This is a genomic window from Paenarthrobacter sp. TA1.8 (assembly GCF_048595705.1).
Classification (GTDB): domain Bacteria; phylum Actinomycetota; class Actinomycetes; order Actinomycetales; family Micrococcaceae; genus Arthrobacter; species Arthrobacter nitroguajacolicus.
On record NZ_CP184287.1, the window covers coordinates 1 to 25,361 of the forward strand.

The 25,361-nt window shown below is 60.8% G+C and carries 25 protein-coding genes and 2 tRNA genes; 17 read left to right on the top strand and 10 right to left on the bottom strand.

Going from position 1 to position 25,361, the window contains the following annotated elements; all coding sequences use genetic code 11:
• The 12 genes from dnaA to ACNAOT_RS00060 all read left to right on the top strand — a co-directional run bounded on the left by dnaA (position 1) and on the right by ACNAOT_RS00060 (position 13,231).
• Positions 1 to 1,419 (top strand): chromosomal replication initiator protein DnaA, encoded by a 1,419-nt coding sequence (gene dnaA / locus ACNAOT_RS00005; RefSeq protein WP_017199749.1) that lies wholly within the window; start codon positions 1 to 3, stop codon positions 1,417 to 1,419.
• Positions 1,420 to 1,993: 574 nt separating this feature from the next.
• Positions 1,994 to 3,118, top strand: coding sequence for a DNA polymerase III subunit beta (dnaN, locus tag ACNAOT_RS00010; protein ID WP_011772783.1), 1,125 nt, complete (start codon positions 1,994 to 1,996; stop codon positions 3,116 to 3,118).
• 65 nt (positions 3,119 to 3,183) lie between these two features.
• The gene (gnd, locus tag ACNAOT_RS00015) at positions 3,184 to 4,068 is read left to right on the top strand and encodes a phosphogluconate dehydrogenase (NAD(+)-dependent, decarboxylating) (protein ID WP_091464270.1); all 885 of its coding nucleotides are present in this window, start codon (positions 3,184 to 3,186) and stop codon (positions 4,066 to 4,068) included.
• 23 nt (positions 4,069 to 4,091) lie between these two features.
• Positions 4,092 to 5,285 (top strand): DNA replication/repair protein RecF, encoded by a 1,194-nt coding sequence (gene recF / locus ACNAOT_RS00020; RefSeq protein ID WP_420179536.1) that lies wholly within the window; start codon positions 4,092 to 4,094, stop codon positions 5,283 to 5,285.
• Positions 5,272 to 5,826 carry a DUF721 domain-containing protein gene (locus ACNAOT_RS00025; RefSeq protein WP_054808852.1) on the top strand — a complete coding sequence of 185 codons (555 nt, stop codon included), beginning with the start codon at positions 5,272 to 5,274 and terminating at the stop codon, positions 5,824 to 5,826. Before recF ends, ACNAOT_RS00025 begins: the two co-directional genes overlap by 14 nt.
• A 336-nt stretch (positions 5,827 to 6,162) precedes the next feature.
• A complete protein-coding gene (gene gyrB / locus ACNAOT_RS00030; protein WP_091464274.1) occupies positions 6,163 to 8,241 on the top strand; it encodes a DNA topoisomerase (ATP-hydrolyzing) subunit B in 2,079 nt (692 codons plus the stop codon).
• Positions 8,242 to 8,304: 63 nt separating this feature from the next.
• Complete coding sequence (gene gyrA / locus ACNAOT_RS00035; protein WP_420179537.1) at positions 8,305 to 10,974, top strand: DNA gyrase subunit A; 2,670 nt, start codon at positions 8,305 to 8,307, stop codon at positions 10,972 to 10,974.
• Positions 10,971 to 11,687 (top strand): DUF3566 domain-containing protein, encoded by a 717-nt coding sequence (locus tag ACNAOT_RS00040; protein WP_420179538.1) that lies wholly within the window; start codon positions 10,971 to 10,973, stop codon positions 11,685 to 11,687. The genes gyrA and ACNAOT_RS00040 overlap by 4 nt, the downstream gene beginning before the upstream one ends.
• A gap of 113 nt (positions 11,688 to 11,800) precedes the next feature.
• Positions 11,801 to 11,874: transfer RNA gene (locus ACNAOT_RS00045), tRNA-Ile, on the top strand.
• 47 nt (positions 11,875 to 11,921) lie between these two features.
• Complete coding sequence (locus ACNAOT_RS00050) at positions 11,922 to 12,041, top strand: DLW-39 family protein (RefSeq protein ID WP_217639245.1); 120 nt, start codon at positions 11,922 to 11,924, stop codon at positions 12,039 to 12,041.
• Positions 12,042 to 12,111: 70 nt separating this feature from the next.
• Positions 12,112 to 12,187 (top strand) — tRNA-Ala (locus ACNAOT_RS00055).
• A gap of 135 nt (positions 12,188 to 12,322) precedes the next feature.
• A complete protein-coding gene (locus ACNAOT_RS00060; protein WP_091464279.1) occupies positions 12,323 to 13,231 on the top strand; it encodes a DMT family transporter in 909 nt (302 codons plus the stop codon).
• An 18-nt stretch (positions 13,232 to 13,249) separates the two neighbouring features.
• On the opposite strand, the gene ACNAOT_RS00065 is transcribed toward ACNAOT_RS00060, so the two are convergent.
• Both ACNAOT_RS00065 and ACNAOT_RS00070 read right to left on the bottom strand, forming a co-directional pair.
• The gene (locus ACNAOT_RS00065) at positions 13,250 to 14,125 is read right to left on the bottom strand and encodes a glycosyltransferase (RefSeq protein ID WP_420179539.1); all 876 of its coding nucleotides are present in this window, start codon (positions 14,123 to 14,125) and stop codon (positions 13,250 to 13,252) included.
• Positions 14,126 to 14,268: 143 nt separating this feature from the next.
• Positions 14,269 to 15,243 (bottom strand): hypothetical protein, encoded by a 975-nt coding sequence (locus ACNAOT_RS00070; protein ID WP_420179540.1) that lies wholly within the window; start codon positions 15,241 to 15,243, stop codon positions 14,269 to 14,271.
• Positions 15,244 to 15,397: 154 nt separating this feature from the next.
• Between ACNAOT_RS00070 and ACNAOT_RS00075 the strand changes: the two genes are divergently transcribed.
• Together ACNAOT_RS00075 and ACNAOT_RS00080 are read left to right on the top strand one after the other, a co-directional pair.
• Positions 15,398 to 15,940, top strand: coding sequence for a peptidylprolyl isomerase (locus tag ACNAOT_RS00075; protein WP_017199760.1), 543 nt, complete (start codon positions 15,398 to 15,400; stop codon positions 15,938 to 15,940).
• A 21-nt stretch (positions 15,941 to 15,961) separates the two neighbouring features.
• Positions 15,962 to 16,816 (top strand): rhomboid family intramembrane serine protease, encoded by an 855-nt coding sequence (locus ACNAOT_RS00080; protein ID WP_091464287.1) that lies wholly within the window; start codon positions 15,962 to 15,964, stop codon positions 16,814 to 16,816.
• Here ACNAOT_RS00080 and ACNAOT_RS00085 read toward each other — a convergent pair.
• From ACNAOT_RS00085 to ACNAOT_RS00115, 7 genes are all read right to left on the bottom strand, one after another.
• The gene (locus ACNAOT_RS00085; protein ID WP_420179541.1) at positions 16,803 to 17,444 is read right to left on the bottom strand and encodes a GyrI-like domain-containing protein; all 642 of its coding nucleotides are present in this window, start codon (positions 17,442 to 17,444) and stop codon (positions 16,803 to 16,805) included. The two genes, ACNAOT_RS00080 and ACNAOT_RS00085, sit on opposite strands and share 14 nt — an antisense overlap.
• Positions 17,445 to 18,176: 732 nt before the next feature.
• Positions 18,177 to 18,776 carry a DNA-3-methyladenine glycosylase I gene (locus ACNAOT_RS00090; RefSeq protein ID WP_091464289.1) on the bottom strand — a complete coding sequence of 200 codons (600 nt, stop codon included), beginning with the start codon at positions 18,774 to 18,776 and terminating at the stop codon, positions 18,177 to 18,179.
• A gap of 103 nt (positions 18,777 to 18,879) precedes the next feature.
• Positions 18,880 to 19,596 carry an alpha-ketoglutarate-dependent dioxygenase AlkB family protein gene (locus tag ACNAOT_RS00095; protein ID WP_420179542.1) on the bottom strand — a complete coding sequence of 239 codons (717 nt, stop codon included), beginning with the start codon at positions 19,594 to 19,596 and terminating at the stop codon, positions 18,880 to 18,882.
• Entirely contained in the window at positions 19,593 to 20,222 is a 630-nt protein-coding gene (locus ACNAOT_RS00100; protein WP_420179543.1) for a methylated-DNA--[protein]-cysteine S-methyltransferase, read from the bottom strand. The genes ACNAOT_RS00095 and ACNAOT_RS00100 overlap by 4 nt, the downstream gene beginning before the upstream one ends.
• Complete coding sequence (locus ACNAOT_RS00105) at positions 20,222 to 20,749, bottom strand: RNA polymerase sigma factor (RefSeq protein WP_091464299.1); 528 nt, start codon at positions 20,747 to 20,749, stop codon at positions 20,222 to 20,224. Before ACNAOT_RS00105 ends, ACNAOT_RS00100 begins: the two co-directional genes overlap by 1 nt.
• Positions 20,749 to 21,258 (bottom strand): methylated-DNA--[protein]-cysteine S-methyltransferase, encoded by a 510-nt coding sequence (locus ACNAOT_RS00110; RefSeq protein ID WP_420179544.1) that lies wholly within the window; start codon positions 21,256 to 21,258, stop codon positions 20,749 to 20,751. Before ACNAOT_RS00110 ends, ACNAOT_RS00105 begins: the two co-directional genes overlap by 1 nt.
• Before the next feature lie 45 nt (positions 21,259 to 21,303).
• Positions 21,304 to 21,558, bottom strand: a complete 255-nt coding sequence (locus tag ACNAOT_RS00115) for a cell division protein CrgA (RefSeq protein ID WP_017199768.1) — start codon at positions 21,556 to 21,558, stop codon at positions 21,304 to 21,306.
• Positions 21,559 to 21,713: 155 nt separating this feature from the next.
• Here ACNAOT_RS00115 and ACNAOT_RS00120 point away from each other — a divergent pair, with 155 nt between their 5' ends.
• The 3 genes from ACNAOT_RS00120 to ACNAOT_RS00130 are packed head-to-tail and all read left to right on the top strand — an operon-like array spanning position 21,714 to position 23,353.
• A complete protein-coding gene (locus ACNAOT_RS00120) occupies positions 21,714 to 22,541 on the top strand; it encodes a class E sortase (RefSeq protein ID WP_420179545.1) in 828 nt (275 codons plus the stop codon).
• 3 nt (positions 22,542 to 22,544) lie between these two features.
• Complete coding sequence (locus ACNAOT_RS00125; protein ID WP_178994679.1) at positions 22,545 to 22,715, top strand: hypothetical protein; 171 nt, start codon at positions 22,545 to 22,547, stop codon at positions 22,713 to 22,715.
• The gene (locus tag ACNAOT_RS00130) at positions 22,712 to 23,353 is read left to right on the top strand and encodes an aminodeoxychorismate/anthranilate synthase component II (protein WP_054808446.1); all 642 of its coding nucleotides are present in this window, start codon (positions 22,712 to 22,714) and stop codon (positions 23,351 to 23,353) included. The genes ACNAOT_RS00125 and ACNAOT_RS00130 overlap by 4 nt, the downstream gene beginning before the upstream one ends.
• A gap of 98 nt (positions 23,354 to 23,451) precedes the next feature.
• Here ACNAOT_RS00130 and pknB read toward each other — a convergent pair whose 3' ends face one another.
• Positions 23,452 to 25,359 carry a Stk1 family PASTA domain-containing Ser/Thr kinase gene (pknB, locus tag ACNAOT_RS00135; protein WP_420179546.1) on the bottom strand — a complete coding sequence of 636 codons (1,908 nt, stop codon included), beginning with the start codon at positions 25,357 to 25,359 and terminating at the stop codon, positions 23,452 to 23,454.
• Positions 25,360 to 25,361 lie beyond the last annotated feature (2 nt).

Genomic DNA, 25,361 nt, shown 5'->3' on the forward strand with positions numbered 1-25,361 from the left:
ATGACAGTAGACGAAGCCAACCACGCCAACACTGTCGGAAGTTCCTGGCGCAGGGTGCTGAGCCTCATGGAACAAGACGACCGGGTCTCACCCCGTCAGCGCGGTTTCGTCATCCTCGCCCAGGCGCAGGGCCTCATCGGTTCAACCCTGCTGGTGGCCGTTCCCAATGAACTCACCCGCGAGGTCCTTCAGACGCAGGTCAAGGACGCCTTGGACGATGCCCTCCGCAATGTCTTCTCGGACGACATCCGCTGTGCAATCGACGTGGACACCGATCTGGTGCCCGTCCACGCAGAGCCCGAACCCGCCGTCGAGCTCTCCGCAGTATCCGACTTCGCCGAACCGAAGCCGCAGCCCACGCCGCCGAGTACCTCGCATGAGTTTGGCCGACTGAACCCGAAGTACATCTTCGATACTTTCGTGATCGGTTCATCGAACCGCTTTGCCCATGCGGCCGCAGTGGCCGTGGCTGAAGCTCCGGCGAAGGCCTACAACCCATTGTTCATCTATGGCGATTCAGGTTTGGGCAAGACCCACCTGCTTCACGCAATCGGACACTATGCCCGCCGGCTCTACAGCGGCATCCGGGTCCGCTACGTGAACTCGGAAGAGTTCACCAACGACTTCATTAACTCCATCCGCGATGACGAAGGCACCAGCTTCAAGACCACGTACCGCAACGTGGACGTGCTCCTCATCGATGACATCCAGTTCCTGGCGGGCAAGGACCGGACCCAGGAAGAGTTCTTCCACACGTTCAATGCCCTGCACAACGCCAACAAGCAGGTTGTCATCACCTCCGATCAGCCGCCCAAGATGCTCGCCGGCTTCGAAGACCGTATGACGTCCCGTTTCGAGTGGGGCCTCCTGACGGATATCCAGCCCCCTGAACTGGAGACCCGTATCGCTATCCTTCGCAAGAAGGGCCTCAGCGAGGGTCTCTCCGCGCCGGACGATGCCTTGGAGTACATCGCTTCCAAGATCTCCAGCAACATCCGCGAACTTGAAGGCGCGCTAATCCGCGTCACGGCGTTCGCGAGCCTCAACCGCCAACCTGTGGACGTGGCTCTCGCTGAGATGGTCCTGAAGGACCTCATCACCGACGACGGTGCCCAGGAGATCACGGCGAAGCAGATCCTGGACCAGACAGCTGACTACTTCAAGCTCAGCATGGAAGAGCTCTGCAGCAAGTCCCGTACACGCACCCTGGTGACGGCCCGGCAGATTGCCATGTACCTGTGCCGCGAGCTGACGGACATGTCCTTGCCGAAGATCGGACAGGAGCTCGGTGGTCGTGACCACACCACCGTTATCCACGCAGACCGCAAGATCCGCGAGCTGATGGCCGAGCGCCGTGTGATCTACAACCAGGTCACGGAGCTGACCAACCGGATCAAACAGCAGCAGCGCGACTCCTGAAATCCACATCGCGCCCGGCACTACATACCTTATTAACAGGTGCATGTGGATAAGCCTGTGGATACTTAAGGGGACAAGCGCGGTTAATGGGCTTAAAACCCTTAAGCCATCTGTGGATCGTTAAAAACCGGCCTGGGAGTTGTCCCCATCCACACCCTGTTTAAAACCCAGTTAACGCACAATCCGTGAACAGGGCTTAACCGCGAAACGACGCGGCGAGATCGGGTTATCCACAGTTTCCACAGCAGTTATTAACACTACGAATCCCAAAAAATTGAAATCCCTCAAATAACAATCTCGTTCTGCCACCCATCCCGCCCCGCAAACGACAGACCAAGAGCCAGGCCGTAGCCAGCCTGGACTATCCACATACGAGGGGGCCTGCCCGACGGGGATGGGTTAATCGCGGATCTTCCGGCTAAGCTGTCAGCAGCGCTCCAATCCTCGGGTCTGCTTGTAGTTCGCTAAGTGCGGACCATGCAGGTTCCGGTGCCGGACTGCGAAGATTTAGCGGCCTCCAAGCAGGAAGCCGCAGCTACTACATGGCAGCAGCAATGAAAGGCGGCACCCTTCCGTGAAGTTCAGAGTCGACCGCGACGTCCTGGCAGAAGCCGTTACGTGGACCGCGCGGTCGTTGTCTCCGCGGCCGCCCGTACCCGTGCTGTCCGGCCTCCTCCTCAAAGCCGAGGCAGGAACCGTTAGCCTGTCCAGCTTTGACTACGAGACCTCAGCTCGTTTGGAAATCCCCGCGGATATCGCTGTTGAGGGCACCATCTTGGTTTCCGGGCGCTTGTTGGCAGACATCTGCCGCAGCCTTCCGTCGGCTCCTGTGGAAGTTGAGACAGATGGCAGCAAAGTCACTCTCACCTGCCGCCGAAGCAGCTTCCACCTGGCCACCATGCCCGAGTCCGAGTACCCGGCACTTCCGGCACTTCCTGCGATCAGCGGTACCTTGCCGGGCGACGCTTTCGCCCAAGCCGTATCCCAGGTGATCATTGCAGCAAGCAAGGATGACACCCTGCCGATCCTCACCGGCGTCCGCATGGAGATCGAGGATGACCTCATCACGCTCCTCGCCACGGACCGCTACCGCCTGGCCATGCGCGAGGTCCCGTGGAAGCCTGTCACCCCGGGCATTTCCACCAGCGCACTGGTGAAATCCAAAACCCTGAACGAAGTGGCCAAAACCCTCGGTGGCAGCGGCGACATCAACCTCGCGCTTGCTGACGACGACAGCCGCCTCATTGGCTTCGAAAGTGGTGGACGGACCACTACTTCACTTCTGGTTGACGGCGACTACCCCAAGATCCGTTCACTCTTCCCGGACTCCACGCCGATCCACGCAACAGTCCAGACCCAGGAACTCGTCGAGGCCGTTCGCCGTGTCTCACTTGTGGCAGAGCGAAACACCCCGGTCCGTCTTGCCTTCACCCAAGGACTACTGAATCTCGACGCCGGTACTGGTGAAGATGCTCAGGCTTCCGAGGAGCTGGAAGCCCAGCTTTCCGGTGAAGACATCACCGTTGCCTTCAACCCGCACTACCTGGTTGAAGGCTTGAGCGTCATCGAAACCAAATACGTTCGATTCTCCTTCACCACCGCCCCGAAACCGGCCATGATCACGGCCCAGGCTGAAGCAGACGGCGAAGACCAGGATGACTACCGCTACCTAGTGATGCCGGTCCGCCTTCCCAACTAGCTGCGAGCCAATTGGCCCCAGCCCGGTACCGTCTCCCGCCACCTCCACAGAAAAGAGTTCACACTGTGCACATCGGACTGATCGGCCTCGGAAAAATGGGTTTCAACATGCGGGAACGCATGCGGAACGGTGGCATTGAGGTCACAGGTTTTGATCGCAACCCCGACGTCACGGACGTCGGGTCAGTTGATGAACTCATCGCTGCATTACCCACTCCTCGGTTGGTGTGGGTAATGGTTCCGTCCGGTGCCATCACGGATGCTGTCGTAACGGAGCTGGGCGAGAAACTCAGCCCCGGTGACTTGGTCATCGACGGCGGCAACTCACGATTCACGGAAGACCAGAAGCACGCTGCTGCACTCGCAGAAAAGAGCATCCGCTTCGCGGATTGCGGTGTATCTGGCGGTGTTTGGGGCCTCCAGAACGGTTACGGCCTCATGGCAGGCGGCGCCGACGAGGACATTGAACTGGCCATGCCGGTTTTCGATGCACTCCGTCCCGAGGGCGAACGGGCAGACAGCTTCGTCCACGTTGGTGGAGTTGGTGCCGGCCACTACGCCAAGATGGTTCACAACGGCATCGAGTACGGCCTCATGCAGGCGTACGCCGAGGGCTACGAATTGCTGGCTGCAAAAGACATCGTGAAGGACCTTCCGGGGACTTTCCGTGCGTGGCAAAAGGGCACGGTTGTCCGTTCGTGGCTCTTGGACCTCATGGTCAAAGCCCTCGACGAAGATCCGGGCTTGGCCTCGATCGATGACTATGTTGAGGACTCCGGTGAAGGCCGTTGGACCGTGGAAGAAGCAATCGCCAACGCAGTGCCCGCACCTGCAATCACGGCCGCACTCTTTGCCCGCTTTGCCTCCCGCGAAGACAATTCACCTGCCATGAAGATGGTTTCCGCACTACGCCACCAGTTCGGCGGACACGCCACCCGTCCGGCCAACTAGGCCGCAGGAGTCCTGCAAACGGCGTGTACCTCGAACATCTTTCGCTGACGGATTTCCGAAGCTATGCACAGGTCGACCTGAAACTCGGCCCCGGCGTGACGGTCTTGGTGGGTTCCAACGGAATCGGCAAGACCAACCTCATGGAAGCCATCGGGTACCTGGCGACGTTGAGTTCCCACCGGGTCAGCACGGACGCTCCGCTTCTTCGCTTCGGCACGGAGCGCGCCATGATCCGGGCGAGGCTCGTCCGTGGCGAGCAGTCAACGGTCATCGAGCTCGAGATCAACTCCGGGCGGGCGAACCGGGGACGTATCAACCGCAGCAACCCGGTCCGTGCCAGGGACATTTTGGGGATCTGCCAAACAGTGTTGTTCGCGCCCGAGGATTTGGCGCTGGTCAAGGGCGATCCTTCGAACCGTAGGCGCTTTCTGGACGAGCTGCTGGTGAGCCTCGTTCCGCGGCACGCCGCAACCCGCAGCGACTACGACCGTGTGTTGAAGCAACGCAATGCGCTGCTGAAATCGGCCCGTGCCGGCAAGTTCACCGCCGGGCATGAGGCAACCCTGGATGTCTGGGATCAGCACATGGCCCGTGCCGGCGCGGAACTCCTGCATGCACGCCTGGAACTTGTGGAGCGCTTGCGTCCCCACCTGAACAGCGCTTATGCCCAACTTACTGATGGTTCCAAGGACGCTGGAGCCGTCTACCGCTCAACCATTCAGGGCGCACTTGACGACGACGGCGGGCCGGCCGAGCAGGGAACGGAGCCTTCGGCGTCGGTTGATGACCTCCGGGTGCTGTCCGTTGATGAACTTACGGAGCGCTACATCCAGGCCTTCGCAGCCTCCAGGAAAAAGGAACTCGAACGCGGTATCTCCTTGGTAGGTCCGCACCGCGACGAACTGGAACTCGTGCTGGGGCAGGCCCCCGCCAAGGGCTATGCGTCCCATGGTGAAACGTGGTCCATGTGCCTGTCACTGCGCCTGGCCTCCTACTATGTGATGCTGGATGACGCCCGGACCGGTGGCACTGCGCCCATCCTCATCCTGGACGATGTTTTCGCCGAACTCGATGTCCACCGGCGGCGTAAACTGGCAGCAATCGTCGCCGGTGCTGAGCAAGTACTGGTGACTGCCGCCGTCGATGCCGATATCCCCGAGGAGCTGGCCGGACGGCGCGTAACCGTTGTTCCGGGAGGCATCGATGGCGAAGGATAGCCACGACGGACTTCAGCCCGGCCGTGAGCCGGATGAGATTGACGCTGCCCAAGCGGCCTTGAACCGGATGCGCGAAGCCGCAGCTGCCCGTGGTGAAGTACGGCAACGCGCGCCGAGGCCTGGATCCGCTCCGAAACGCAAAGGGCTGCGGGATACCAGGGGCTTCACCCAATTCCACGGCAGCGGCCGTGATCCCTTGGGACTTGGAAAAGTAGTAGGTCGTTTGGTGGCCGAACGCGGTTGGACATCTCCTGTGGCCGTCGGCTCGGTCATGGCGGAGTGGGAGACTCTGGTTGGGCCGGACATCTCCGCTCACTGCACGCCCGAGAGTTTCACCGACACCACGCTCCACGTTCGTTGCGACTCCACGGCCTGGGCTACACAACTGCGGCTGCTGAGCACCAGCCTCCTGGAGATGTTCCGCAATGAACTGGGAGAAGGAGTGGTAACGAGCATTCAGGTGCTTGGACCTTCAGCTCCAAGTTGGCGAAAAGGCGGACGCAGCGTTAACGGTCGCGGACCGAGGGACACTTACGGCTAAACGGCGTGCAGGGCGTTTCAACGCCCCAGAGTCGTATAGGCCCCCGTCGGGACCACCATAGGGCCACTGAAGATAGGGCCAGCGGTCTCCTACGGCCATATTCAGCTCTCGGCTGCCCCCGTATTTGCAAGGATTCACGCGTTTCCACGATAGAATTGGCGTAGATCACTGAGCGCCGGTGAAACGTCGTCGGGTCCTGAATCCACTCCTGTGGCATTGGGGACCCCTTCGTCGGACTAATCGGCGCAATCAGTCACGTGCCCGTTGGCGGCCGCGGTTCGCCGTGGGCAGCTCCGGGAACGGCCGACATCGAGTACAGAGGAGTCGAAAGCGCCTGTGGCTAACGACAATGCAGAGACCTTGGCAGTAGAGCCCGAAGAGGAGACTGTTCCCAAGCCTGACACGCCCGCGGAGGCGCCCAGGGAGTACGGTGCCAGCGATATCACCGTGCTGGAAGGTCTCGAAGCCGTGCGCAAACGCCCCGGCATGTACATCGGCTCAACCGGTCCCCGCGGCCTGCACCACTTGGTCTATGAAGTGGTGGACAACTCTGTTGACGAGGCCTTGGCTGGTTACTGCAGTCACATCGAAATCACGCTCCGCGCTGATGGTGGAGTCCGCGTTGTGGACGATGGCCGCGGCATCCCCGTGGACATTCACCCGACCGAGGGCAAGCCCACCGTTGAAGTGGTCATGACCATCCTGCACGCCGGCGGCAAGTTCGGGGGCGGCGGCTATGCCGTTTCCGGTGGTCTTCACGGTGTTGGTATTTCCGTGGTCAACGCCCTGTCGCGCCGGGTTGACACGGAAGTCCGCCGCCAGGGTCACGTTTGGCGTATGACCTTTGCCGACGGCGGCAAGCCGCAGGGCGAACTCGTCAAGGGCGAGGCTACTGACGTTACGGGGACGTCCCAGACGTTCTACCCGGACGGCACCATCTTCGAGTCCACCGAGTTCGACTTCGAGACGCTGCGTGCACGTTTCCAGCAGATGGCCTTCCTCAACAAGGGCCTGCGGATCACGCTGACGGATGAGCGCCCGGTTAACCGTGACGGGGACGACGATCTCGATCTGGATGCCGTGGCAACGGAAGGCGAAGTCGCAGCCGAGCACCGCACAGTCGTTTACCAATACCCGGACGGGCTGTTGGACTACGTCAAGCACCTGAACTCGAGCAAGAAGGTTGAAATCGTCCACGAGGACGTTATCGCTTTCGAAACCGAAGACACTGAGCGGCACATCGCCGTCGAGGTTGCCATGCAGTGGACCACCGCTTACTCGGAAAGTGTCCATACCTACGCAAACACGATCAACACCCATGAGGGTGGAACGCACGAAGAAGGCTTCCGCGCCGCGATGACCTCGCTCATCAACCGCTATGCGCGGGAGAAGAGCATCATCAAGGAAAAGGAAGACAACCTTACCGGCGATGACATCCGTGAAGGTTTGACGGCCGTTATCTCGGTGAAGCTTTCCGAGCCGCAGTTCGAAGGCCAGACCAAGACCAAACTGGGCAACTCCGAGGTAAAGGGCTTTGTACAGCGCGTTGTCACGGACCAGCTGGGTGATTGGCTGGAGCGGAATCCCGGACCCGCCCGCGATGTCATCCGTAAGGCCATTTCGGCTGCCCAGGCACGCATGGCTGCCCGCAAGGCCCGTGATAACGCCCGCCGGAAGAGCCCGCTGGAGTCCTTCGGCATGCCCGGCAAGCTCTCTGACTGCTCTTCCAAGGATCCCTCACGTTGCGAGGTCTACCTTGTGGAGGGTGACTCGGCCGGTGGTTCTGCCAAGCGTGGGCGTAACCCTGAGACCCAGGCTATCCTGCCGCTGCGAGGCAAGATCCTGAACGTTGAGCGTGCCCGCCTGGACAAGGCGCTGGGCAACGCTGAAGTCCAGTCAATGATCACCGCCTTCGGAACGGGTATCGGCGAGGACTTCGACATCTCCAAGCTTCGCTATCACAAGATCGTCCTGATGGCAGATGCAGACGTAGATGGCCAGCACATCACCACGCTGCTGATGACGCTGCTGTTCCGCTACATGCGTCCGCTCATCGAGAATGGCTACGTGTACCTGGCCCAGCCGCCGCTGTACAGGATCAAGTGGTCCAACGCCGCCCACGACTACGTCTACAGCGACCGCGAACGCGATGAAACCATCCGCAAGGGTGCCAGCATGAACAAGCGACTGCCCAAGGACAACGGCATCCAGCGCTACAAGGGCCTGGGCGAGATGGACTACACGGAGCTGTGGGACACCACCATGGACCCGGATCGGCGCACCCTGCTGCAGGTCACCATGGATGACGCACTGGCCGCCGATCAAACCTTCTCCGTCCTGATGGGCGAGGACGTCGAATCGCGCCGTAACTTCATTCAGCAGAACGCCAAGGACGTCAGATTCCTCGATATCTAGGGGCCCACAAGGGCAACTGAATATTCCAGAACTGACATATACCTGAAACGGAAACCTTAGATTATGAGTGACGAAACTCCCGAAGTCCCGGCGGAATCCAACGCTGACGACGTCATCCTCGAGGGCGATGTGCTGACCGACCGCGTGGAACAGGTGGACCTGCAGACGGAAATGCAGCGGTCCTACTTGGACTACGCCATGGCCGTTATCGTCGGCCGCGCCCTCCCGGATGTCCGTGACGGCCTTAAGCCGGTGCACCGCCGCGTTCTGTACGCAATGTTCGACGGCGGATACCGCCCCGACCGCTCTTTCAACAAGTGCGCCCGCGTTGTGGGCGACGTTATGGGTACGTACCACCCGCACGGCGACATGGCGATCTACGATGCCCTGGTCCGCTTGATCCAGGACTGGACCATGCGCTACCCGCTGGCACTCGGCCAAGGCAACTTTGGTTCGCCCGGCAACGACGGTGCTGCTGCACCGCGTTACACCGAAACCAAGATGGCCCAGCTGGCGATGGAAATGGTCCGCGACATCGACGAGGAAACCGTCGACTTCCAGGACAACTACGACGGCAAGAACCAGGAACCCACCATCCTGCCGGCGCGTTTCCCCAACCTGTTGGTCAACGGCTCCTCAGGTATCGCCGTCGGTATGGCCACCAACATTCCGCCGCATAACCTCCGCGAGGTTGCCGAAGGCGTCCAGTGGGCGCTTGAAAACCCCACCGCCACGCGCGAAGAGCTCCTCGAAGCGCTGCTGCTGCGGATAAAGGGCCCCGACTTCCCCACGGGCGCCACCATTCTTGGCCACAAGGGCATCGAAGACGCGTACCGAACCGGCCGAGGCTCCATCACCATGCGGGCCGTGGTCAACGTGGAGGAACTCCAAGGCCGCACGTGCCTGGTGGTAACCGAGCTCCCGTACCAGGCCAACCCGGACAACCTGGCCATCAAGATTGCCGAACTGGTCAAGGACGGCAAGATTTCCGGCATTGCCGACCTCCGCGATGAAACCTCCGGCCGTACCGGCCAGCGCCTGGTAATTGTGCTGAAGCGCGATGCCGTGGCCAAGGTTGTACTCAACAACCTTTATAAGCACACGCAGTTGCAGGACAACTTCTCGGCGAACATGCTGGCAATTGTCGACGGCGTTCCGCGCACCTTGAGCCTTGACGCCTTCATCCGACACTGGGTTGCGCACCAGATGGACGTCATTGCACGCCGCACCCGCTACCGTCTGCGCAAGGCCGAGGAAGAGGCGCACATCCTGCGCGCACTCCTCAAGGCACTGGACATGCTGGACGAGGTCATTGCCCTCATCCGCGCGTCCAACACCACAGAGGCTGCCCGTGAAGGCCTCATGGAACTCTTGGAGATCGACGAACTCCAGGCCCGCGCAATCCTGGACATGCAGCTGCGCCGTCTGGCCGCACTGGAACGCCAGAAGATCCAGGACCGTCACTCTGAGCTCGAGTCGATGATCGAGGAATACAACTCGATCCTTGCTTCGGAGGAGCGGCAGCGCCAGATCATCAGTGAAGAACTCGCAGAGATTGTGGCCAAGCACGGCGACGACCGCCGCACCCACATCCTGATGGGTTTCGACGGCGACATGTCCATGGAGGACTTGATCCCCGAAGAGGAAATGGTTGTCACCATCACCCGTGGCGGCTACGTAAAGCGCACCCGCAGCGACAACTACCGTTCGCAGCAGCGTGGCGGCAAGGGCATAAAGGGTGCGCAGTTGCGTGGTGACGACGTTGTGGAGCACTTCTTCGTCACTACCACGCACCACTGGTTGCTGTTCTTTACCAATCTTGGACGCGTGTACCGGGCAAAGGCTTACGAGCTGGCAGAAGCCGGCCGCGATGCCAAGGGCCAGCACGTTGCCAACTTGCTGGCGTTCCAGCCGGATGAGCATATCGCCCAGGTCCTTGACCTGCGGGACTACCAGCAGGCTCCCTACTTGGTGCTGGCCACCAAGAACGGTTTGGTCAAGAAGACACGGTTGGAGGACTATGACACCAACCGTACGGCCGGCGTCATCGCCATTAACCTGCGCGATGAGGACGAACTTGTCTCGGCCCAGCTGGTCAGCGAAACCGATGACCTGCTCCTGGTGTCACGCAAGGGCCAGTCCATCCGCTTCACGGCCACCGATGATGCTTTGCGTCCCATGGGCCGCGCCACGTCCGGTGTGACCGGTATGAAGTTCCGTGAAGACGACGAACTGCTCGCCGCAGACGTAGTCCAGGACGGATCCTTCGTGTTCATCGTGACCGAGGGCGGCTACGCCAAGCGGACCGCAGTGGACGAATACCGTCTGCAGGGCCGTGGCGGCTTGGGCATCAAGGTGGCCAAGCTTGCTGAAGACCGCGGTGACCTCGTTGGCGCACTGATCGTGCAGGAAGAGGACGAGGTCCTGGTGGTCATGGAGGGTGGCAAGGTGGTGCGCTCGGCCGTGACCGGCGTCCCCGCCAAGGGCCGCGACACCATGGGCGTCATCTTTGCCAAGCCGGACAAGAATGATCGCATTATCGAGGTTGCGCGCAACAGCGAACGCGGCTTGGAAGTAGAAGAGTCAGAGGACGGACTCGACGATGACGTAACGTTGGCTGCAAACGACGGCGCCTCCGAGGCGACCGTGACGGACGAAACGGAAAACGACGCAGACCCGGAAATCGAAACGGGCGCGGAGCTGAACGAAGACAATACCGGAGGTAACGAGTGAGTAATTCCGACTCATATCCCAAGCCGAGCACAGGTGTCCCCGGCGGACTCCGGCAGCCCTCGGGCAGCGCACAGGCAGGAACACCTGCACGGCCCCAGCAGCGTCCCGGAACCGGTTCTTCCGGCGCCGGCGCAGCCGGAGCACGTCCCGCAGGCGGCACCAACTCCACCCAGCGGCCTACCGGTGCTCCCGGTGCTTCCGGCCAGCGTCCCGCCACCGGCGCTCAGCGTCCCGCAGGTGCTCCAGGCCAGCGGCCTACCGGTGCTCCCGGGCAGCGCCCTGCAGGCACGCCTGCCCAGCGCCCTGCCCAGGGTGGTCCCGGACTTGTGAAGCCGGCCCCGAAAGCAAAGGTCCGCCGCGCGCGCCTCCTTGTCAGCAAGGTTGACCCCTGGTCGGTGCTGAAGATGGCATTCCTGCTCTCTGTTGCGTTGGGCATCGTTACTGTCGTTGCAGCGATCGTCCTCTGGACTGTGCTGGATCTCACAGGCATCTTCAATCAGGTGGATAGCCTTCTTGGCACTTTGGCAGGCTCCGAAGGCAGTGGATTCGAACTGAAGAAGATTGCTTCGCTTGGCCAAGTGGCATCGTTTGCCACCATCATCGCCGTGGTGAACGTGGTCCTGTTGACTGCACTGTCCATGCTTTCGGCCGTGCTGTATAACATTTCCGCAACGTTGGTTGGTGGCGTTGGCGTCACCCTGACCGACGACTAACGAAAATCCCCGGAAATACGCCGAAAATGGCGGAAATCATCCGGGGAAATGCCTCGATTTGAGATCGGGCCGGGATGTGCTGTACAGTCATATCTCGGCCCGATGAGGCATCGGGGCGTATAGCTCAGGCGGTTAGAGCGCTTCGCTGATAACGAAGAGGTCCCAGGTTCAAGTCCTGGTACGCCCACGGAACCGAAAGAGGTTCAGGTAAAACTGAACCGGAATGAGGTGCTTGTGAAGAAGTTGCTGGTAGTAGTGGCAGCGGCAATCGCAGGTGTCCTGGTCTATAAAAAGGCGCAGGAATCCGAAGCCCGGAAGGATGTCTGGAGCAAGTCGACCGATACGGTGGACTAGCCGAGGAGCCCGGTACGGATTGGTAAATACCAGTCCGGACATGGGGTATGATTGACGGGTTGCTTCTTATGGGGGCATGGCGCAATTGGTAGCGCACCTGCTTTGCAAGCAGGGGGTTCGGGGTTCGAGTCCCCGTGCCTCCACCATAAGAAAAGTCCCGGTCAGAAATGACCGGGACTTTTGCATTTAGGGGCCGTCCCCATATGCGTGTCATACACCAACGGGAAATGCACTGACTGCCCGGGAACTGCCGAGCCTGCCCGCCGCACTAGGGTAGATCCGTGAACCTTCTCATTGCTGCGCTCGGTGTCCTTGGCGTGGCGTCCTCCGGACCACTCATAGCGGGCACGCTCGGTGCCACTTCAGTGACAGCCTTGGCCATCGCGTTCTGGCGCAACGCTATCGGTGCCGTGGTGATGGCGGGCCCGGTTGTCATCCGGGAGCCGAAAGCATTCGGGAAGATCACGCGGCGTGAATTCGGCTGGTCGGCTGTAGCGGCCGTGGCTCTTGCGTTCCACTTTGCGTGCTTCATTACCGCGCTGCAGCTGACGTCCGTTGCCGCCGCCACCGCGTTGGTGTGCCTGCAGTCGGGGTGGATCGCCGTTTTCCAGTTGTTCCGGGGTACGCGGCACAGGTGGCCGGTCCTCGTGGGCTTGGGCATCGCTTTCGGCGGTGTTGTGGCCATTACCGGCTTCGACATGGGTTCATCCCCGGAAGCGCTGCTGGGCGACCTCCTGGCACTCGCTGGCGGCGCCTTGGCCGGTCTCTACACGCTGGCGGGCGGCAAGGCGCGCCAGTCCATGGGTACGGGGACGTACACCACCCTGTGCTACGGAATGTGCGCGGGGATAGTGGCCGTGCTGGCTTTGTTCAGCGCTCAGCCGCTCACAGGATTCGACGCCGGCGGTTGGCTTGGCATTATTGCCATCACCGTATGTGCGCAGCTGGTGGGGCACACGGCGTTCAACCACCTGCTAGCCACCATGAGCCCGTTACTGGTGTCCATGATCATCCTGTTGGAGATTCCAGGTGCTGCCTTCCTGGCAGCCGTCTTCCTGAACGAGACCCTGCCGGCCGGCACATATGCGGGTTTGTCGCTTATCCTGGTGGGACTGGCCGTAGTGGTTGCCGGTCAGCGGCGCGGGCGGCCGGAACCGGACCAGCGCCTAGCCGGGCTTGGCACAGACTGAGGTACCGGCGTCGGGCGTTTAAGCACCGCCGCGGCGGGCCCCTTGCGCAGAGTTGGCCGTGTGGATGGCACGCAGTAACTTGGCCGGGAAGTACACCGAGAAGAACACCACCATAGGCGCCTTCAGAGCCATCTTCTTGACGTTGTGGGCCTTGTACGTCCGATCAAAACGCTGGACGTAGTAGCGGTAGTCCCGCGGCGAGTCCTCAAGCCGCCGGGCAGACATGCCGGACACCATCTGCGGAAGGTACTGCACTTTGAGGTCGTGCTCGAACAAGTGCAGCGAAAGATCGATGTCCTCGTGCATCTCGTCCTTGGGGTCCAGACAGGCCTCATCACGGATGGTTTCCCATGCGGTGCGGCGTAGTGCCATGTTGGAGCCAAAGAGGAAGTGGTACTGGTGCTTGGCCAAGCGGAGCATTAGCTGCCGCATCTTGTCGTCGGCTTTTAGCCCGAACCGGCGCATGGGCATGTCGTAGTAGACCACCGGACCCGTGGCTGCCGCGACGGACGGGTCAATGAAAGCCTTCTGGACCTGTTCCACCCAGTCCGGTTCAAGAACGGAGTCAGCGTCGATGCGGCCCACCACGTCACCTGTGGCGTTGTTCAGGCCATGGTTACGTGTCGGGATCAAGCCTTGGGTGTCTCCCTGCCGCAGGAGGATGATGGGGCTCTCGGGATATTCCTGCTGCATCTGGCGCACGATCCTGGCCGTGCGATCCGTGGAGAGGTTATCCACCACGATGATCTCTTCGGCTGGAACTGACTGGTAGATGGCCGCGATGAGGCACTGGCGAATGACGCTTTCCTCGTTATACGCCGGGATGACGATGGACACTCCCGGCGGTTCCGGGACATCCTGGAGGGCACCCGCAAAGGGTCTATCGGCTGACATCACCTCAAATCTAACACCCGGGGCGGTAGGTCCGATGGAGGCTTTGGTTACGAGCCGGCAAACACTGAAGGGACCCAGGCAACTGCCCGGATCCCTTCAGATGATTGACTTGCAAGCCCTTGTGTGAGGCTGTAGGTCAGGTCTTAGTTTTGTGCACCTTTGGCGTCGGAGTCCTTGCCATCAGTGTCCTTATGGAGGCTGGCCGCAATGTTCTTGACGGCAGTCTTGGCATCGGTTGCCACCTTGTCGGTGGAATCCTCAACGTTCTTGAAAGCGTCCTTGGTTGCCTGCTCTACTTCAGCTTTGGCTTCCTCGGGCGTGATGTCCGAAGCCTTGGGCTCAGCAACTGTGGCTGTGACCGACGCAGAGGCATCGGCCGGGGACGGAGTGGTGCTCGTTGCAGGAACAGGAGCGGGCGTGGGTGTGACCGGTGAAGGCGTCTTCCACGGATCCTCAACCGGCTTGGAAGCCTTCCAAGCAGCAACGCCTGCGGCCGCCGCGGCAGCAATGACCGTGACGATCAACCATCCGCGCTTCTTGGGTTTGGGCTGTTCCTTGGCTAGCGCGGTGGAAACCGCCTTGCTGGCCTGGTCAGTAACTGCCTTGATCTGCTTGCCGGTGGCCTGAGCCTGCTCCTGGACGCTGTGGACAACACCGGAATCAACCAGCTTCTGCGCCACGGCGTCAACCTGTGCGGGAGCGTTCTCGAGAACGTGATGGACAGCTACGGAAGCTTGGCCCAACTGCTCCGAGAGCTTGGGCAAATATTCCACCACCACTTTGTCCCTTGCATGACCAAGAGCAGGGGTGGCCTTGTTGAGCGTCTCCTGAATCCTGGGTGTCGCATCTTCAACTACGTCATGGATCTTCGGCGCGAGGTGCGCCAACCCGTCCTGGATCCGCGGCGTAACAACTGCAACGCCGTCGGCGAGGTTGTGCGCAGCGGACTTCAGCCCCTCTTGGATCTTGGGGGAAGCGGTGTCAATGCCGTGCTGGATACGCGGAACAGCCCAATTGACGGCTGCTTCCACACGCGGTGCAGCCCAGTCGCGGGCGTTATCCACACCGGCCGTGACTGATTGTTCGAGTTCGCGGGCAATACGGTCTGATTTCTTCACAACTACCTCCCGATACACATGCTCGTTTGTTGCTAGCCTACGTCGCTTGTGGAACACCGGCTATTCATCTGTTCGAGTTCGTCCCGGATTTCACCGAGCGCGGAACCGGCTTTACAGCCCGACGGCCGTTGACCCTGCATGGAAGAATGTTCCCATGACCATCGCAACCGCAAAAGCAACGATCCACACGAGCCTCGGCGACATCAAGGTTGACCTCTTCGGCAACCACGCCCCCAAGACGGTCGCCAACTTCGTTGGCCTGGCCACGGGCGAAAAGTCCTGGAACCACCCGGAAACCGGCGAAGACAAGACCGGTACGCCCCTTTACAACGGCACCATTTTCCACCGGATCATCAAGGACTTCATGATTCAGGCCGGCGATCCCCTTGGACGCGGCGTGGGTGGCCCGGGCTACCAGTTCGACGACGAAATCCACCCTGAACTGACCTTCAACGCTCCGTACAAGCTTGCTATGGCCAACGCAGGCATTCAGATGGGCAAGGGCACCAACGGGTCACAGTTCTTCATCACCACTGTGAACACCGATTGGCTGTTCGGCAAGCACAGCATCTTCGGCGAAGTCTCGGATGAGGAATCCCGCAAGGTTGTGGATGCAATCGAGTCCGTCCGCACCGGCATGGGTGACCGACCGGTTGAGGACGTTGTCATCAACAGCATCGACATCGAACAGCTCTAGCCGCACGCTGAACCTGAGCCCATGAGTTACGGAATTCCGTCGGCAGAGCCGTCCGCTGATATTCCGGTGTGCCCCAGGCACCCGGACAGGCCCTCCTATGTGCGGTGCCAGCGCTGCGGGCGCCCTGCGTGCCCCGAGTGCCAGCGGGCGGCCGCCGTCGGATTCCAATGCGTTGACTGCGTCAACGAACAAAAACGTACGACGCCGACATACCGCTCCCCGTATGGCGGAGCCTTGGCAGTGGGCCGGCCTTTGGTGACGTACGTGATCATTGGCCTATGCGCCCTGGTTTATGTCCTTCAGTGGATGGTGCCCGGCGACGCGGTCTTCGAAAACTTCGCGTTCGCCAACATCTTTGCAGTCAGTGAGCCCTGGCGCATGGTCACGGCAGCGTTCCTGCATTCCCAAGGCTTCCTGCTTCATATAGTCCTGAACATGTACACGCTGTGGATCTTCGGACAAGCCCTTGAGCCTTTGCTCGGGCGGATCCGGTTCCTGGCTGTCTACTTGATTTCCGCAATTGGTGGCTCAGTGGGCTTCCTGTTGCTGACTCCGGACAGGCCCCTTGTGGGGGTCGTTGGTGCGTCCGGGGCCATCTTCGGCCTGTTCGGTGCCATGCTTGTTGTGCAGCGCCATCGAGGTGGAGAGACCAAGCAACTGTGGGTCTTGATCGCCATTAATGGCGCCATCGGCTTCTTCGTGCCCAGCATCGCCTGGCAAGCACACCTGGGCGGACTGATCACCGGCGGCCTCGCAGCCGCCGCCATTGCCTACGCCCCTCGAGGTAAGAACCAGGCGCTGCTGCAGACCGGTGGGCTGGTTCTGGTGGCAGGCCTCTTGGCCGTGGCCACCTGGTTCCGCGTCACCGCTGGCTAGCGAGCCACTTTTCCGTCATTCTTTTGACCGGCTGTCGCAGGATGGTCCTAAGTTTCTCCGGTGCGGTACGGCGGGGATCGCCGAGGTAGATTTCATGGTGCCTGCCGATCATAGTCAGCGATTTCTCGGGTATGAATTTGTTGTGCATCTCCTCGAGCACTGGTCCCTCATCGTCATAAGGGCCTATGTGTAGCGTTTGTACGCTCAAACCTTCATGGACCGGCTCTAGGCGAAGCGCCTTCAGAAGCGGAGCCTCGCCCTTCCTGGCGACTATCTCCAGCGCCATGTCCAGGTGCTCCTGGGTGATCCAGTCGGGGACCATGTTCATCAGCGTCCAGTCCCAGCGTGACTTATCCCTGGCACTGGTGAATGACTTCATGTCATCCGACCACCACAGAGCCTCGAGTGGCATCACCGTATAGTCCCGACCGAGTTCACTCTTGCTGAAGAACTTGAGCTTGTAGGCAACGGGATACAGCGTAGCCAGGCTGTCCCTATAAGACTGTGCCGTGTTGGGGTCCCCGTGACCGTCGATCATCAAAAACTGCAAGGTGGGCACTGTGACTACCGAGAACTGGCCGTGCTTGGCCGTGTAGCTGGGGATCTGCTTCTTGAAGTCGCTCTTCATGGTTTCACGGTACTCCCAGCAGTTATCCACAGCTTTTATCCACACTGTGCGTAACTTACATGAGTGTAGTTACCCCCTTTAATCGTCCGCACGCTCGCCAAAGCGGTAGATATCCCCCGAAAGGCATGCATTTCTCCACACCTGTGGATAACTTTGTCCCCGTTGGGTGAAGATATGTGGACAAACTGGGCATTTTCGTGACGGCTGTGGATAAACCTGTTAATGAGCTCGTGGGGAGGCGAATATCAACAGGCTTATCAACAGTGTTAATAACTTACACAGCTGTAGTTCAGACTGCAGAAAGGGCTCCAAAGCCCGGCAAACCAGCGATCCAAGAGTGGATACCCACTCCTTATCCCCATCTGTGGATAACTTGTGGGTACGGGGCTGTTGTTAAGTGGGTAAGTTATTCAACGTCTACGCTCGGACTGTGGAGCTCCCGACCCGGGTGGGGCAGGTTCAACGCTCGCTCAAACTATCCGCGGCAAATCGGGCAATCCCTGATCGTTGAACTCTGGGTGAAGATTGGGGCACTATCCACAGCGTCGTGCACAGTGGGTAAAAGTATGGCCGTTCAGACTTTTGGCCCGGATTGGCGGGTTGGCGCTGATTTATCCCTTAGGTGCGTGGATGTCCACAGAAGTTATCCACGCCTGTGGATAAAGTTTCGCACTTCTGTGGACAAGAGCTGTGGACTAGCTCAAGACGTTCACCTCGGAGGCAGGCGGAGGCTCAGGCCCAAACTCCCGAGGTGCCGCGACGGTGGCTATCCACCAAATGAGTGTCGATGATGCCCACGGCTTCCATGAGCGCATACATGGTGGTTGGGCCCACGAAAGCGAAGCCCTTCTTTCTGAGTGCCTTGGATAACGCGATCGATTCAGGGGATGTGGTGGGGATGTCCGCCATGGAGCTGGGAGCCGGCGTACTCTCGGGTTGGAACGACCACACGAATTCGACCAGGCCCCCCTCTTCGCGCAGGGCAATGGTGGCCTTGGCGTTGGTGATCGCGGCATTGATCTTTAGCCTGTTGCGCACAATCCCGGCGTCAAGCATGAGGCGCTCCACGTCAGCCTCGGTGAAGGCGGCGACACTTTCCGGATGGAAGTGCAGGAAGGCCTTCCTGAAAGCGTCCCGTTTCCGAAGAATGGTGGCCCAGGAGAGACCGGCTTGGAAGGCTTCGAGGCTGATGCGCTCATACATGCCCTGCTCATCGCGGACGGGCATTCCCCACTCGTGGTCGTAATACGCCTGCAGGAGGGGATCCGAGGAGGCCCATAGGGGGCGCGCCAGCCCATCCTGACCAACGATGGTGCCGTTATCCGGGCTCATGCATGCTCCTCTGCAGCCGCACCGCCAAGGCGGTGGGACGGTAATTCAGCTTCAGGGCTAGTGTGCCCGGTGCCTCTGACATTCTTGTGATGGCTCCGCGGCATCAGGACAAGCCCGTAACTCGCATGGTGATGTTGATCCGTCCCTGTGAGAGGCCACAACCATCCGGTGCCGTTCCTGGGAGGACTTTGGGAATGCCGTGATACGCGAAACGTGATGGTCCTCCAAAGACGAAGAGGTCTCCGGAGCGAAGTTCAACATCCGTATATGGCTTGGTCCGTGTCCGAGTGTTGCCAAAGCGAAAGAGGCAGGACTCCCCGATGCTGAGAGAAACCACGGGTTCGTTGGAGCGCTCGTCCTTGTCCTGGTGCATGCCCATGGCAGCACCGTCGTCGTAAAAATTCACCAGCGCGGCATCGGGTGTGTAATCCTTGGCCAGCTTGATCAGGGCTTCGTCATCTTCAACCCCGGAGGCGTAGGCCGCTTCCACTGCCTGCCGCCCCAAACGCACCATCCAGTCCGGAAAATCGAGCACGGGGCGGCCGTTGACGTCCGTGGCTTCCCTTGTGTACCGGTAAGGCTGCCAGTGCCAACCAAGGCACACAGTCCTTACCGACATCTGGTGTCCGCCAGGGAGGGTGGCGGCACGCAGGGGAACCGGTCCTTGCGTCCACTCACCAAAGCGCGCCACGATCCACCGTTGTTGTTCAAGCGTGAGCCAACCAGGCACATGGACGGCGCCGGGTGCGACGAGGCGCGGACCGGCGTCGTGCCCTTCCGGCTGCAGAAGTTCCAGCGGAAACAGGGCGTCGTCACTCATGCCGCTGCCTCAAGGCGGAGCAGTGCGCGTTTGGCCTCGCTTCCACCAAGGTAGCCGCCGAAACTGCCATCAGACTTCACTACCCGGTGGCACGGCACAATGAGGGGCAAAGGGTTGGTGGCGCAAGCGGTTCCGACTGCCCGGACCGCGTTGGGGCTGCCAGCTGCCTGGGCCACCTGGGCATAGCTGGCTGTGCTGCCGTAAGGGATCCGAGGCAGGTGGCGCAGGACGTTGAGGCGGAAACCCCGGCACAAACGGAAATCCAGCGTGAGATCGAACTCGGTCCTGGTGCCTTTGAAATACTCGTCGAGTTCCCGGGCGGCATCGTCCAATCGGGCTGGTGCCTGAAGGATGCGCGGGCTCACAGTGTTGGCCAGGAGCTGCAGGACGGAGTCGTGGTCTTCAAGCTCGAACGCGACGCGGACGATTCCCCGATCTGTCGCGGCCAGGAGCAGCTTCCCCACAGGAGAGTCCACAACCCTGTAAGCGATGTCCAGGGTGTGGGTGAGTTGAGCATCCAGGGCCAACCGGGCGTGGAGGCTGGCGATGGCTGGTTCGAGTCCTGCATCCAGGGGGTGCAGGAGCGAAACTACCTCGGCGTGATCGGGGCTGAGTTCGAGGGTCATCAGATATCGCCTTTCGAGGATGTGTGAGCCAGCGACTGATGTGCCGCAAGAGCGGAGCGGAGTGATTTAACACCGTCAGCCCCGGCACGGCGGGCAGCCTCGGCGGTGCCCCCCAACAGGGCAGCAACATCGTTATAGGGAAGGCCGGCAAGGTAGTGATAAGCGACGGCCTGTCGTTGCTTCGGCGGAAGGCTCGATATTGCGTCGAGCAATTCCTCATGCCCGTCACCGGGAATGCCGAGGCTGGAATGTTGTTCGGGTGGGTGGTCCACCGGAAGGGCGCGGCGGGTACCGGCACGCACATGGTCGATGCACTTGCGATGGGCGATGGTGACCAGCCAGGCTTCAACGTTCGCCCCTGCAGGGAGGGTGGGGTAGGCCTGCAGGGCGGCCAGAAATGTGTCTGACCACGCGTCATCGGCGTCATGCACACCGAGAACTGCACGGCACACCCGAAGCACAGTGGCACCTTGTTCCCGGACCACTGCTTCGAACGGCTTCTTGTTGCCCATTTGCCCTGGCTTCATTAGAAAAGCTTGCCCTCCCGCACTTCTGCCGGCTCTTCCAATTCCAAGAGGAAGCGCTTGTTGCGAAGGCCACCCGCGTAGCCGGTGAGTTGTCCGTTGCGTCCCACCACCCGATGACAAGGAATGATGATGCTTATGGGGTTGCGTCCAACGGCGGACCCAACAGCTTGGGCAAGATGAGGATCCCCCAACTCCGACGCCAACTCCCCGTAACTGACGGTTTCGCCGAAGGGAATATGTTTGAGTCGATCCCAGACCTTCTCCTGGAAGGGGTTGCCAGAGGCTTCGAAAGGGACGTCGAAAACTGTCCGATGACCGTTCAAATACTCGCCGAGCTCGGTTTGGGCCCGCGCGAAAACCGGGTCCTTGATTCCTGCGGGATCTCCGAAGTAGTCCGGCGGGGGCATATGCCAGTGACCCTCGTAGAAGATGCCCGTCAAAAATTCCCCGCGGGCAGTCAGCGTTAACTGCCCCAACGGGGAATCCAAGGTGGTGTGCCGGCTGTTCATATCCTGTAGACGTTCACGGGCACGGAAATGTGAGGTGCTGAATTCCTAGGAGCGCCAGCGAGTGGTCATAAGGAAGCCGATGATGGCGATCCCGAAGCCTGCCACGATGTTCCACGAGGCCCACTCGCGGATTGGGAGCTGGCCCTCAGTGATATAGAACGTGATGATCCAGATAAGGCCGAGAATCATCAGGCCGAACATAACAGCCTTGTACCAGACCGGGTTCGGTTTGTACTGCTGCGCTGCGGAAGTTTGCTGGGCCTGACGGGCAGGCCGCTTGCGGGGCTTGGACTCGGGCACGGATCCTCCTGGCTGTTCGGTTAATCCCCGTTCCGCCAGCCTTGATATCCTGCAGGAAGGAAATTTCCAGCGGTTAACGGCCACACGGCGTTCCGGGTTGGTTCTAGCTGTCAAGTCTAGCCGCAACCTGGGTCCGCCCGTGCCGCCCGCGCCCTATGCAAGGAGACCCTGTGGCGCATCAGCAGCAGACGGCGGCTTCAGCCATGCCGTCCGCCCGCCAAGGACAGGAACTGCGCCCGCGGAAGCGTCTCCGGGCATCGGACGTCATCCGAAAAATCAGCCAGATCCTGGGCGAACTCCTCATCACTGCAGGCATTGTTCTTCTGCTCTTTGTGGGTTGGGAACTGTGGTGGACCAACGTTCAAGCGGACGCAAAGCAAACTGAGGCGGTCAAGAGTTTCGCACAGGAGTTCTCCGGCCCCGTAACTCCGGCAGCACCTGCCGCACCTGTGGATTATGGACCGCCTGTGGTCGCGCCGGCACCTGCCTACGCCGGAATGATCGGGATTATGTACATCCCCCGCTTCGGCCCCGACTACACTCGCCCCATCATTGAGGGCACCGGTTCGGACGTCCTGGACACCCTGGGACTTGGACACTACGGAAGCACCTCCATGCCAGGCGCGCCCGGGAACTTCGCTGTGGCCGGACACCGTCAAACCCACGGTGCCGTACTGGACAACATCCACACCCTGGTTCCCGGCGACAAAATCTACATCCAGACCGCAGACGGCTACTACACCTACGTCTTCCGTAACAACCAGATCGTCCTCCCGGACCGGACGGACGTTTTGATGCCCGTTCCCACCGAACCGGGTGTCCAGCCCACGGAAAGTATCCTCACCATGACGAGTTGCAACCCGCGCTTTGGGGCACAGGAACGCATCATTGCTTACTCCATGCTGGATGATTGGCAACCCGCCTCAGCCGGACCGCCGTCGGAAATCGCCGCCCAAGTAGCCCGGGCTCACGGAAAGGGGTAACGGATGTACGCGTGGATCTTTCGTCATTTGCCTGGCCCCCTGTGGGTGCGGATCCTGACATCCTTGGTGCTGGTGGGCGTAGCCCTGGTACTGATGGTCGAATTCCTCTTCCCGTGGTTCTCCCAATTCACCACATTGACCGACTCAACGATTGGTTTAGTGCAGCAGCCATGAGCACAACAAAAATCCTTGTAGTGGATAACTACGACAGCTTCGTCTACACACTGGTGGGATACCTCCAGGAACTCGGTGCCGAGACAACGGTGGTCCGCAACGACGACGTGACACTTGCCGAGGCCACCGAGCTCGCAGCAAGCCGCGACGGTGTGCTGGTCTCCCCTGGCCCGGGAACCCCTGCAGAAGCGGGCGTCTGCATTGAGCTCATCAAATGGTGTGGCGAGGCCGCCAAGCCCATGTTCGGTGTTTGCCTGGGACACCAGGCCCTCGCCGAGGCCTATGGCGGTGTGGTGACTCACGCGCCGGAGCTTATGCACGGCAAGACTTCGCCCGTCCGGCACGAAGGGAAGAGCGTTTTTGCCGGCCTGCCCTCGCCAGTGACAGCGACGCGCTACCACTCACTCGCAGCAGTACGGGACTCCATCCCCGACGTCTTGGAAATCACCGCCGAGACCACCAACGGAGTGGTGATGGGCCTGCAGCACAAGACCGCGCCCCTATGCGGCGTCCAGTTCCACCCGGAATCGGTGCTCACCGAAGGCGGGTATCAGATGCTGGGCAACTGGTTGGAGTCCCTGGGCATGACCGGAGCAGCCGCACGTGCATCGAAGCTGAGCCCGCTGATCAAGCAGTAGGTGAGGCAGTTCTGCCGCCGCTGACACCCTCTGCGGGCTCGCTCGTTCCTCGCTTAGACGCCCGCTTCCGGGTGCCAGCGGCGACAGCCGAAGCCCCCTTACTTCTTGCTTGCCGTGGGCTTCGGCGTCGGGGTCGGTTTTTCGGTCTCTGTTGGCGTCGGGGTGGGTGTGGGCGGTGGTGCCGGGGCCTTGGCCACCGTGACAGTTACCACCTTGCCCTGGGCCACCTCAGTGTTGAACGCGTCGCTCTGAGCTGTGACTGTTCCCGCCGCAACTTGAGAGTTCTCTTGCTCCACCACTGCCATGGTGAGTCCGTTGGCTTTGAGCGCCGCTTCGGCTTCAGCCAAGGGCAACGCGATCAACTGGGGCATGAGGACCTTGCCCGTTGAAACCTGCAGCTCCACCTTGGAATCCACGGCTATGGCGCCACCAGGGGCGGGAGCCGTGCTGATCACAACGCCTGCGGGGACCGTGGGGCTGTGGGTCAAAGCGGTCACCACTTCACCGGTGATGCCAAGCCTGCGCAAAGCTTCCCGTGCGTCGGGTTCAGTGCGCCCCACGATGTCCGCCGGGATGGTCACTGAGCTGGGACCGCTGGAAATTTTGAGGATGACTTCAGCATCCTGTTCCAACATTGCGCCGGCAATCGGCGTCGTTCCGATGGTCATGTCCTTGGCCACGGTGTCGCTGGGCTCACGCACGGACTTGGGTTTCAGTTTGGCCGTGAACAGTTCCTGAATTGCTTGGCTTTCCGACATGTTGGTCACTACCGGTACGGCTATTCTCGCCGGGGGCGGCGGTTGCATGTTCATGAGGCTGTAGAGCCAGAAGCCACCCCCTGCCAGCACCAGAATGGTGAAAATCACCAAGGTGGCAACCCAGGCACGACGGCGGGACTTCTGGCGCGCCGGCAGCTCACGTTCGGGTGGGAGGCCCAAGGGAAGAGACTCTTCCTGGGGCTGATCAACTGGCTCGTCCTTGAACTGCCCGGCATCGAGGAAGCCCACGGCCGTGGTGCTCAAAAGCTCTGTTGCCGGGTCTTCGGGTTCCACGAGGTCGTTGGGGTCGGTAGGGGCCTCGCTGGCCGCCACTGCCGGCACGGGAATGCCGTTGCTGGCCGCGCGCAGCGCACGGCGGAAGGCGGCAGCGTCCTGGAAGCGATCTGTCCGGCTCTTCTGCAGTGCCTTTACCAGGACTGAGTCCAAGGCTTCTGTGACTTCCGGGTTGTGGGCACTGGGCAGGTCCGGGGTCTCGCGGACGTGCTGGTAGGCAACTGATACGGGGCTGTCGCCGATGAACGGAGGCCGGCTTGTCAGCAGTTCGAAAAGAAGACAACCGGCCGAGTAGAGGTCACTGCGCGCATCCACCGTTTCACCACGGGCCTGCTCCGGCGAAAGGTATTGCGCTGTGCCCACCACGGCTTGTGTTTGCGTCATGGTGGCGGCGGAATCGGCCATGGCACGCGCGATGCCGAAGTCCATGACCTTCACCTCGCCGGTGTCGGTACACACCATCACATTGGCTGGTTTGATATCCCGGTGGACGATGCCGGCCCGGTGGCTGTACTCAAGAGCGCCAAGGACCCCCAAAGTGAAGCCGATGGAGTCCTCCACCCCAAGCTCGTTCGCCTTGATCATGTCCCGCAGGGTGCGTCCGGCCACGTACTCCATGACGATGTAAGGGACACGTACGTCCTCGCCCGGACCTCCCGGAACCGAGTATTCTCCGGTATCGAAGATGGCCACGATGGAGGGATGGTTCAACGCCGCTACAGCCTGGGCTTCGCGTTTGAAACGGGCCTGGAACTGGGGATCCCGCGCAAGGTCCGCGCGCAGCACCTTCACGGCGATGGTCCGTCCCAGCAGGGTGTCCGTTCCCCGGTAGACGTCCGCCATGCCGCCACGACCGATCAGCTCGCCAAGTTCATAGCGGGAATTGAGGATGCGCTGGGAGGACACAGGTGTGCTCTCCTCTCGATGCGCAGGACCTGGACGTGACGTTGACATGG

Coding starts and splice junctions, on each gene's coding strand:
- dnaA (WP_017199749.1), top strand. CDS start 1: ATGACAGTAGACGAAGCCAACCACGCCAACACTGTCGGAAGTTCCTGG.
- ACNAOT_RS00025 (WP_054808852.1), top strand. CDS start 5,272: ATGGCGAAGGATAGCCACGACGGACTTCAGCCCGGCCGTGAGCCGGAT.
- gyrA (WP_420179537.1), top strand. CDS start 8,305: ATGAGTGACGAAACTCCCGAAGTCCCGGCGGAATCCAACGCTGACGAC.
- ACNAOT_RS00065 (WP_420179539.1), bottom strand. CDS start 14,125: ATGTCAGCCGATAGACCCTTTGCGGGTGCCCTCCAGGATGTCCCGGAA.
- ACNAOT_RS00075 (WP_017199760.1), top strand. CDS start 15,398: ATGACCATCGCAACCGCAAAAGCAACGATCCACACGAGCCTCGGCGAC.
- ACNAOT_RS00080 (WP_091464287.1), top strand. CDS start 15,962: ATGAGTTACGGAATTCCGTCGGCAGAGCCGTCCGCTGATATTCCGGTG.
- ACNAOT_RS00085 (WP_420179541.1), bottom strand. CDS start 17,444: ATGAAGAGCGACTTCAAGAAGCAGATCCCCAGCTACACGGCCAAGCAC.
- ACNAOT_RS00090 (WP_091464289.1), bottom strand. CDS start 18,776: ATGAGCCCGGATAACGGCACCATCGTTGGTCAGGATGGGCTGGCGCGC.
- ACNAOT_RS00095 (WP_420179542.1), bottom strand. CDS start 19,596: ATGAGTGACGACGCCCTGTTTCCGCTGGAACTTCTGCAGCCGGAAGGG.
- ACNAOT_RS00100 (WP_420179543.1), bottom strand. CDS start 20,222: ATGACCCTCGAACTCAGCCCCGATCACGCCGAGGTAGTTTCGCTCCTG.
- ACNAOT_RS00105 (WP_091464299.1), bottom strand. CDS start 20,749: ATGAAGCCAGGGCAAATGGGCAACAAGAAGCCGTTCGAAGCAGTGGTC.
- ACNAOT_RS00110 (WP_420179544.1), bottom strand. CDS start 21,258: ATGAACAGCCGGCACACCACCTTGGATTCCCCGTTGGGGCAGTTAACG.
- ACNAOT_RS00120 (WP_420179545.1), top strand. CDS start 21,714: ATGCAAGGAGACCCTGTGGCGCATCAGCAGCAGACGGCGGCTTCAGCC.
- ACNAOT_RS00125 (WP_178994679.1), top strand. CDS start 22,545: ATGTACGCGTGGATCTTTCGTCATTTGCCTGGCCCCCTGTGGGTGCGG.
- ACNAOT_RS00130 (WP_054808446.1), top strand. CDS start 22,712: ATGAGCACAACAAAAATCCTTGTAGTGGATAACTACGACAGCTTCGTC.
- pknB (WP_420179546.1), bottom strand. CDS start 25,359: ATGTCAACGTCACGTCCAGGTCCTGCGCATCGAGAGGAGAGCACACCT.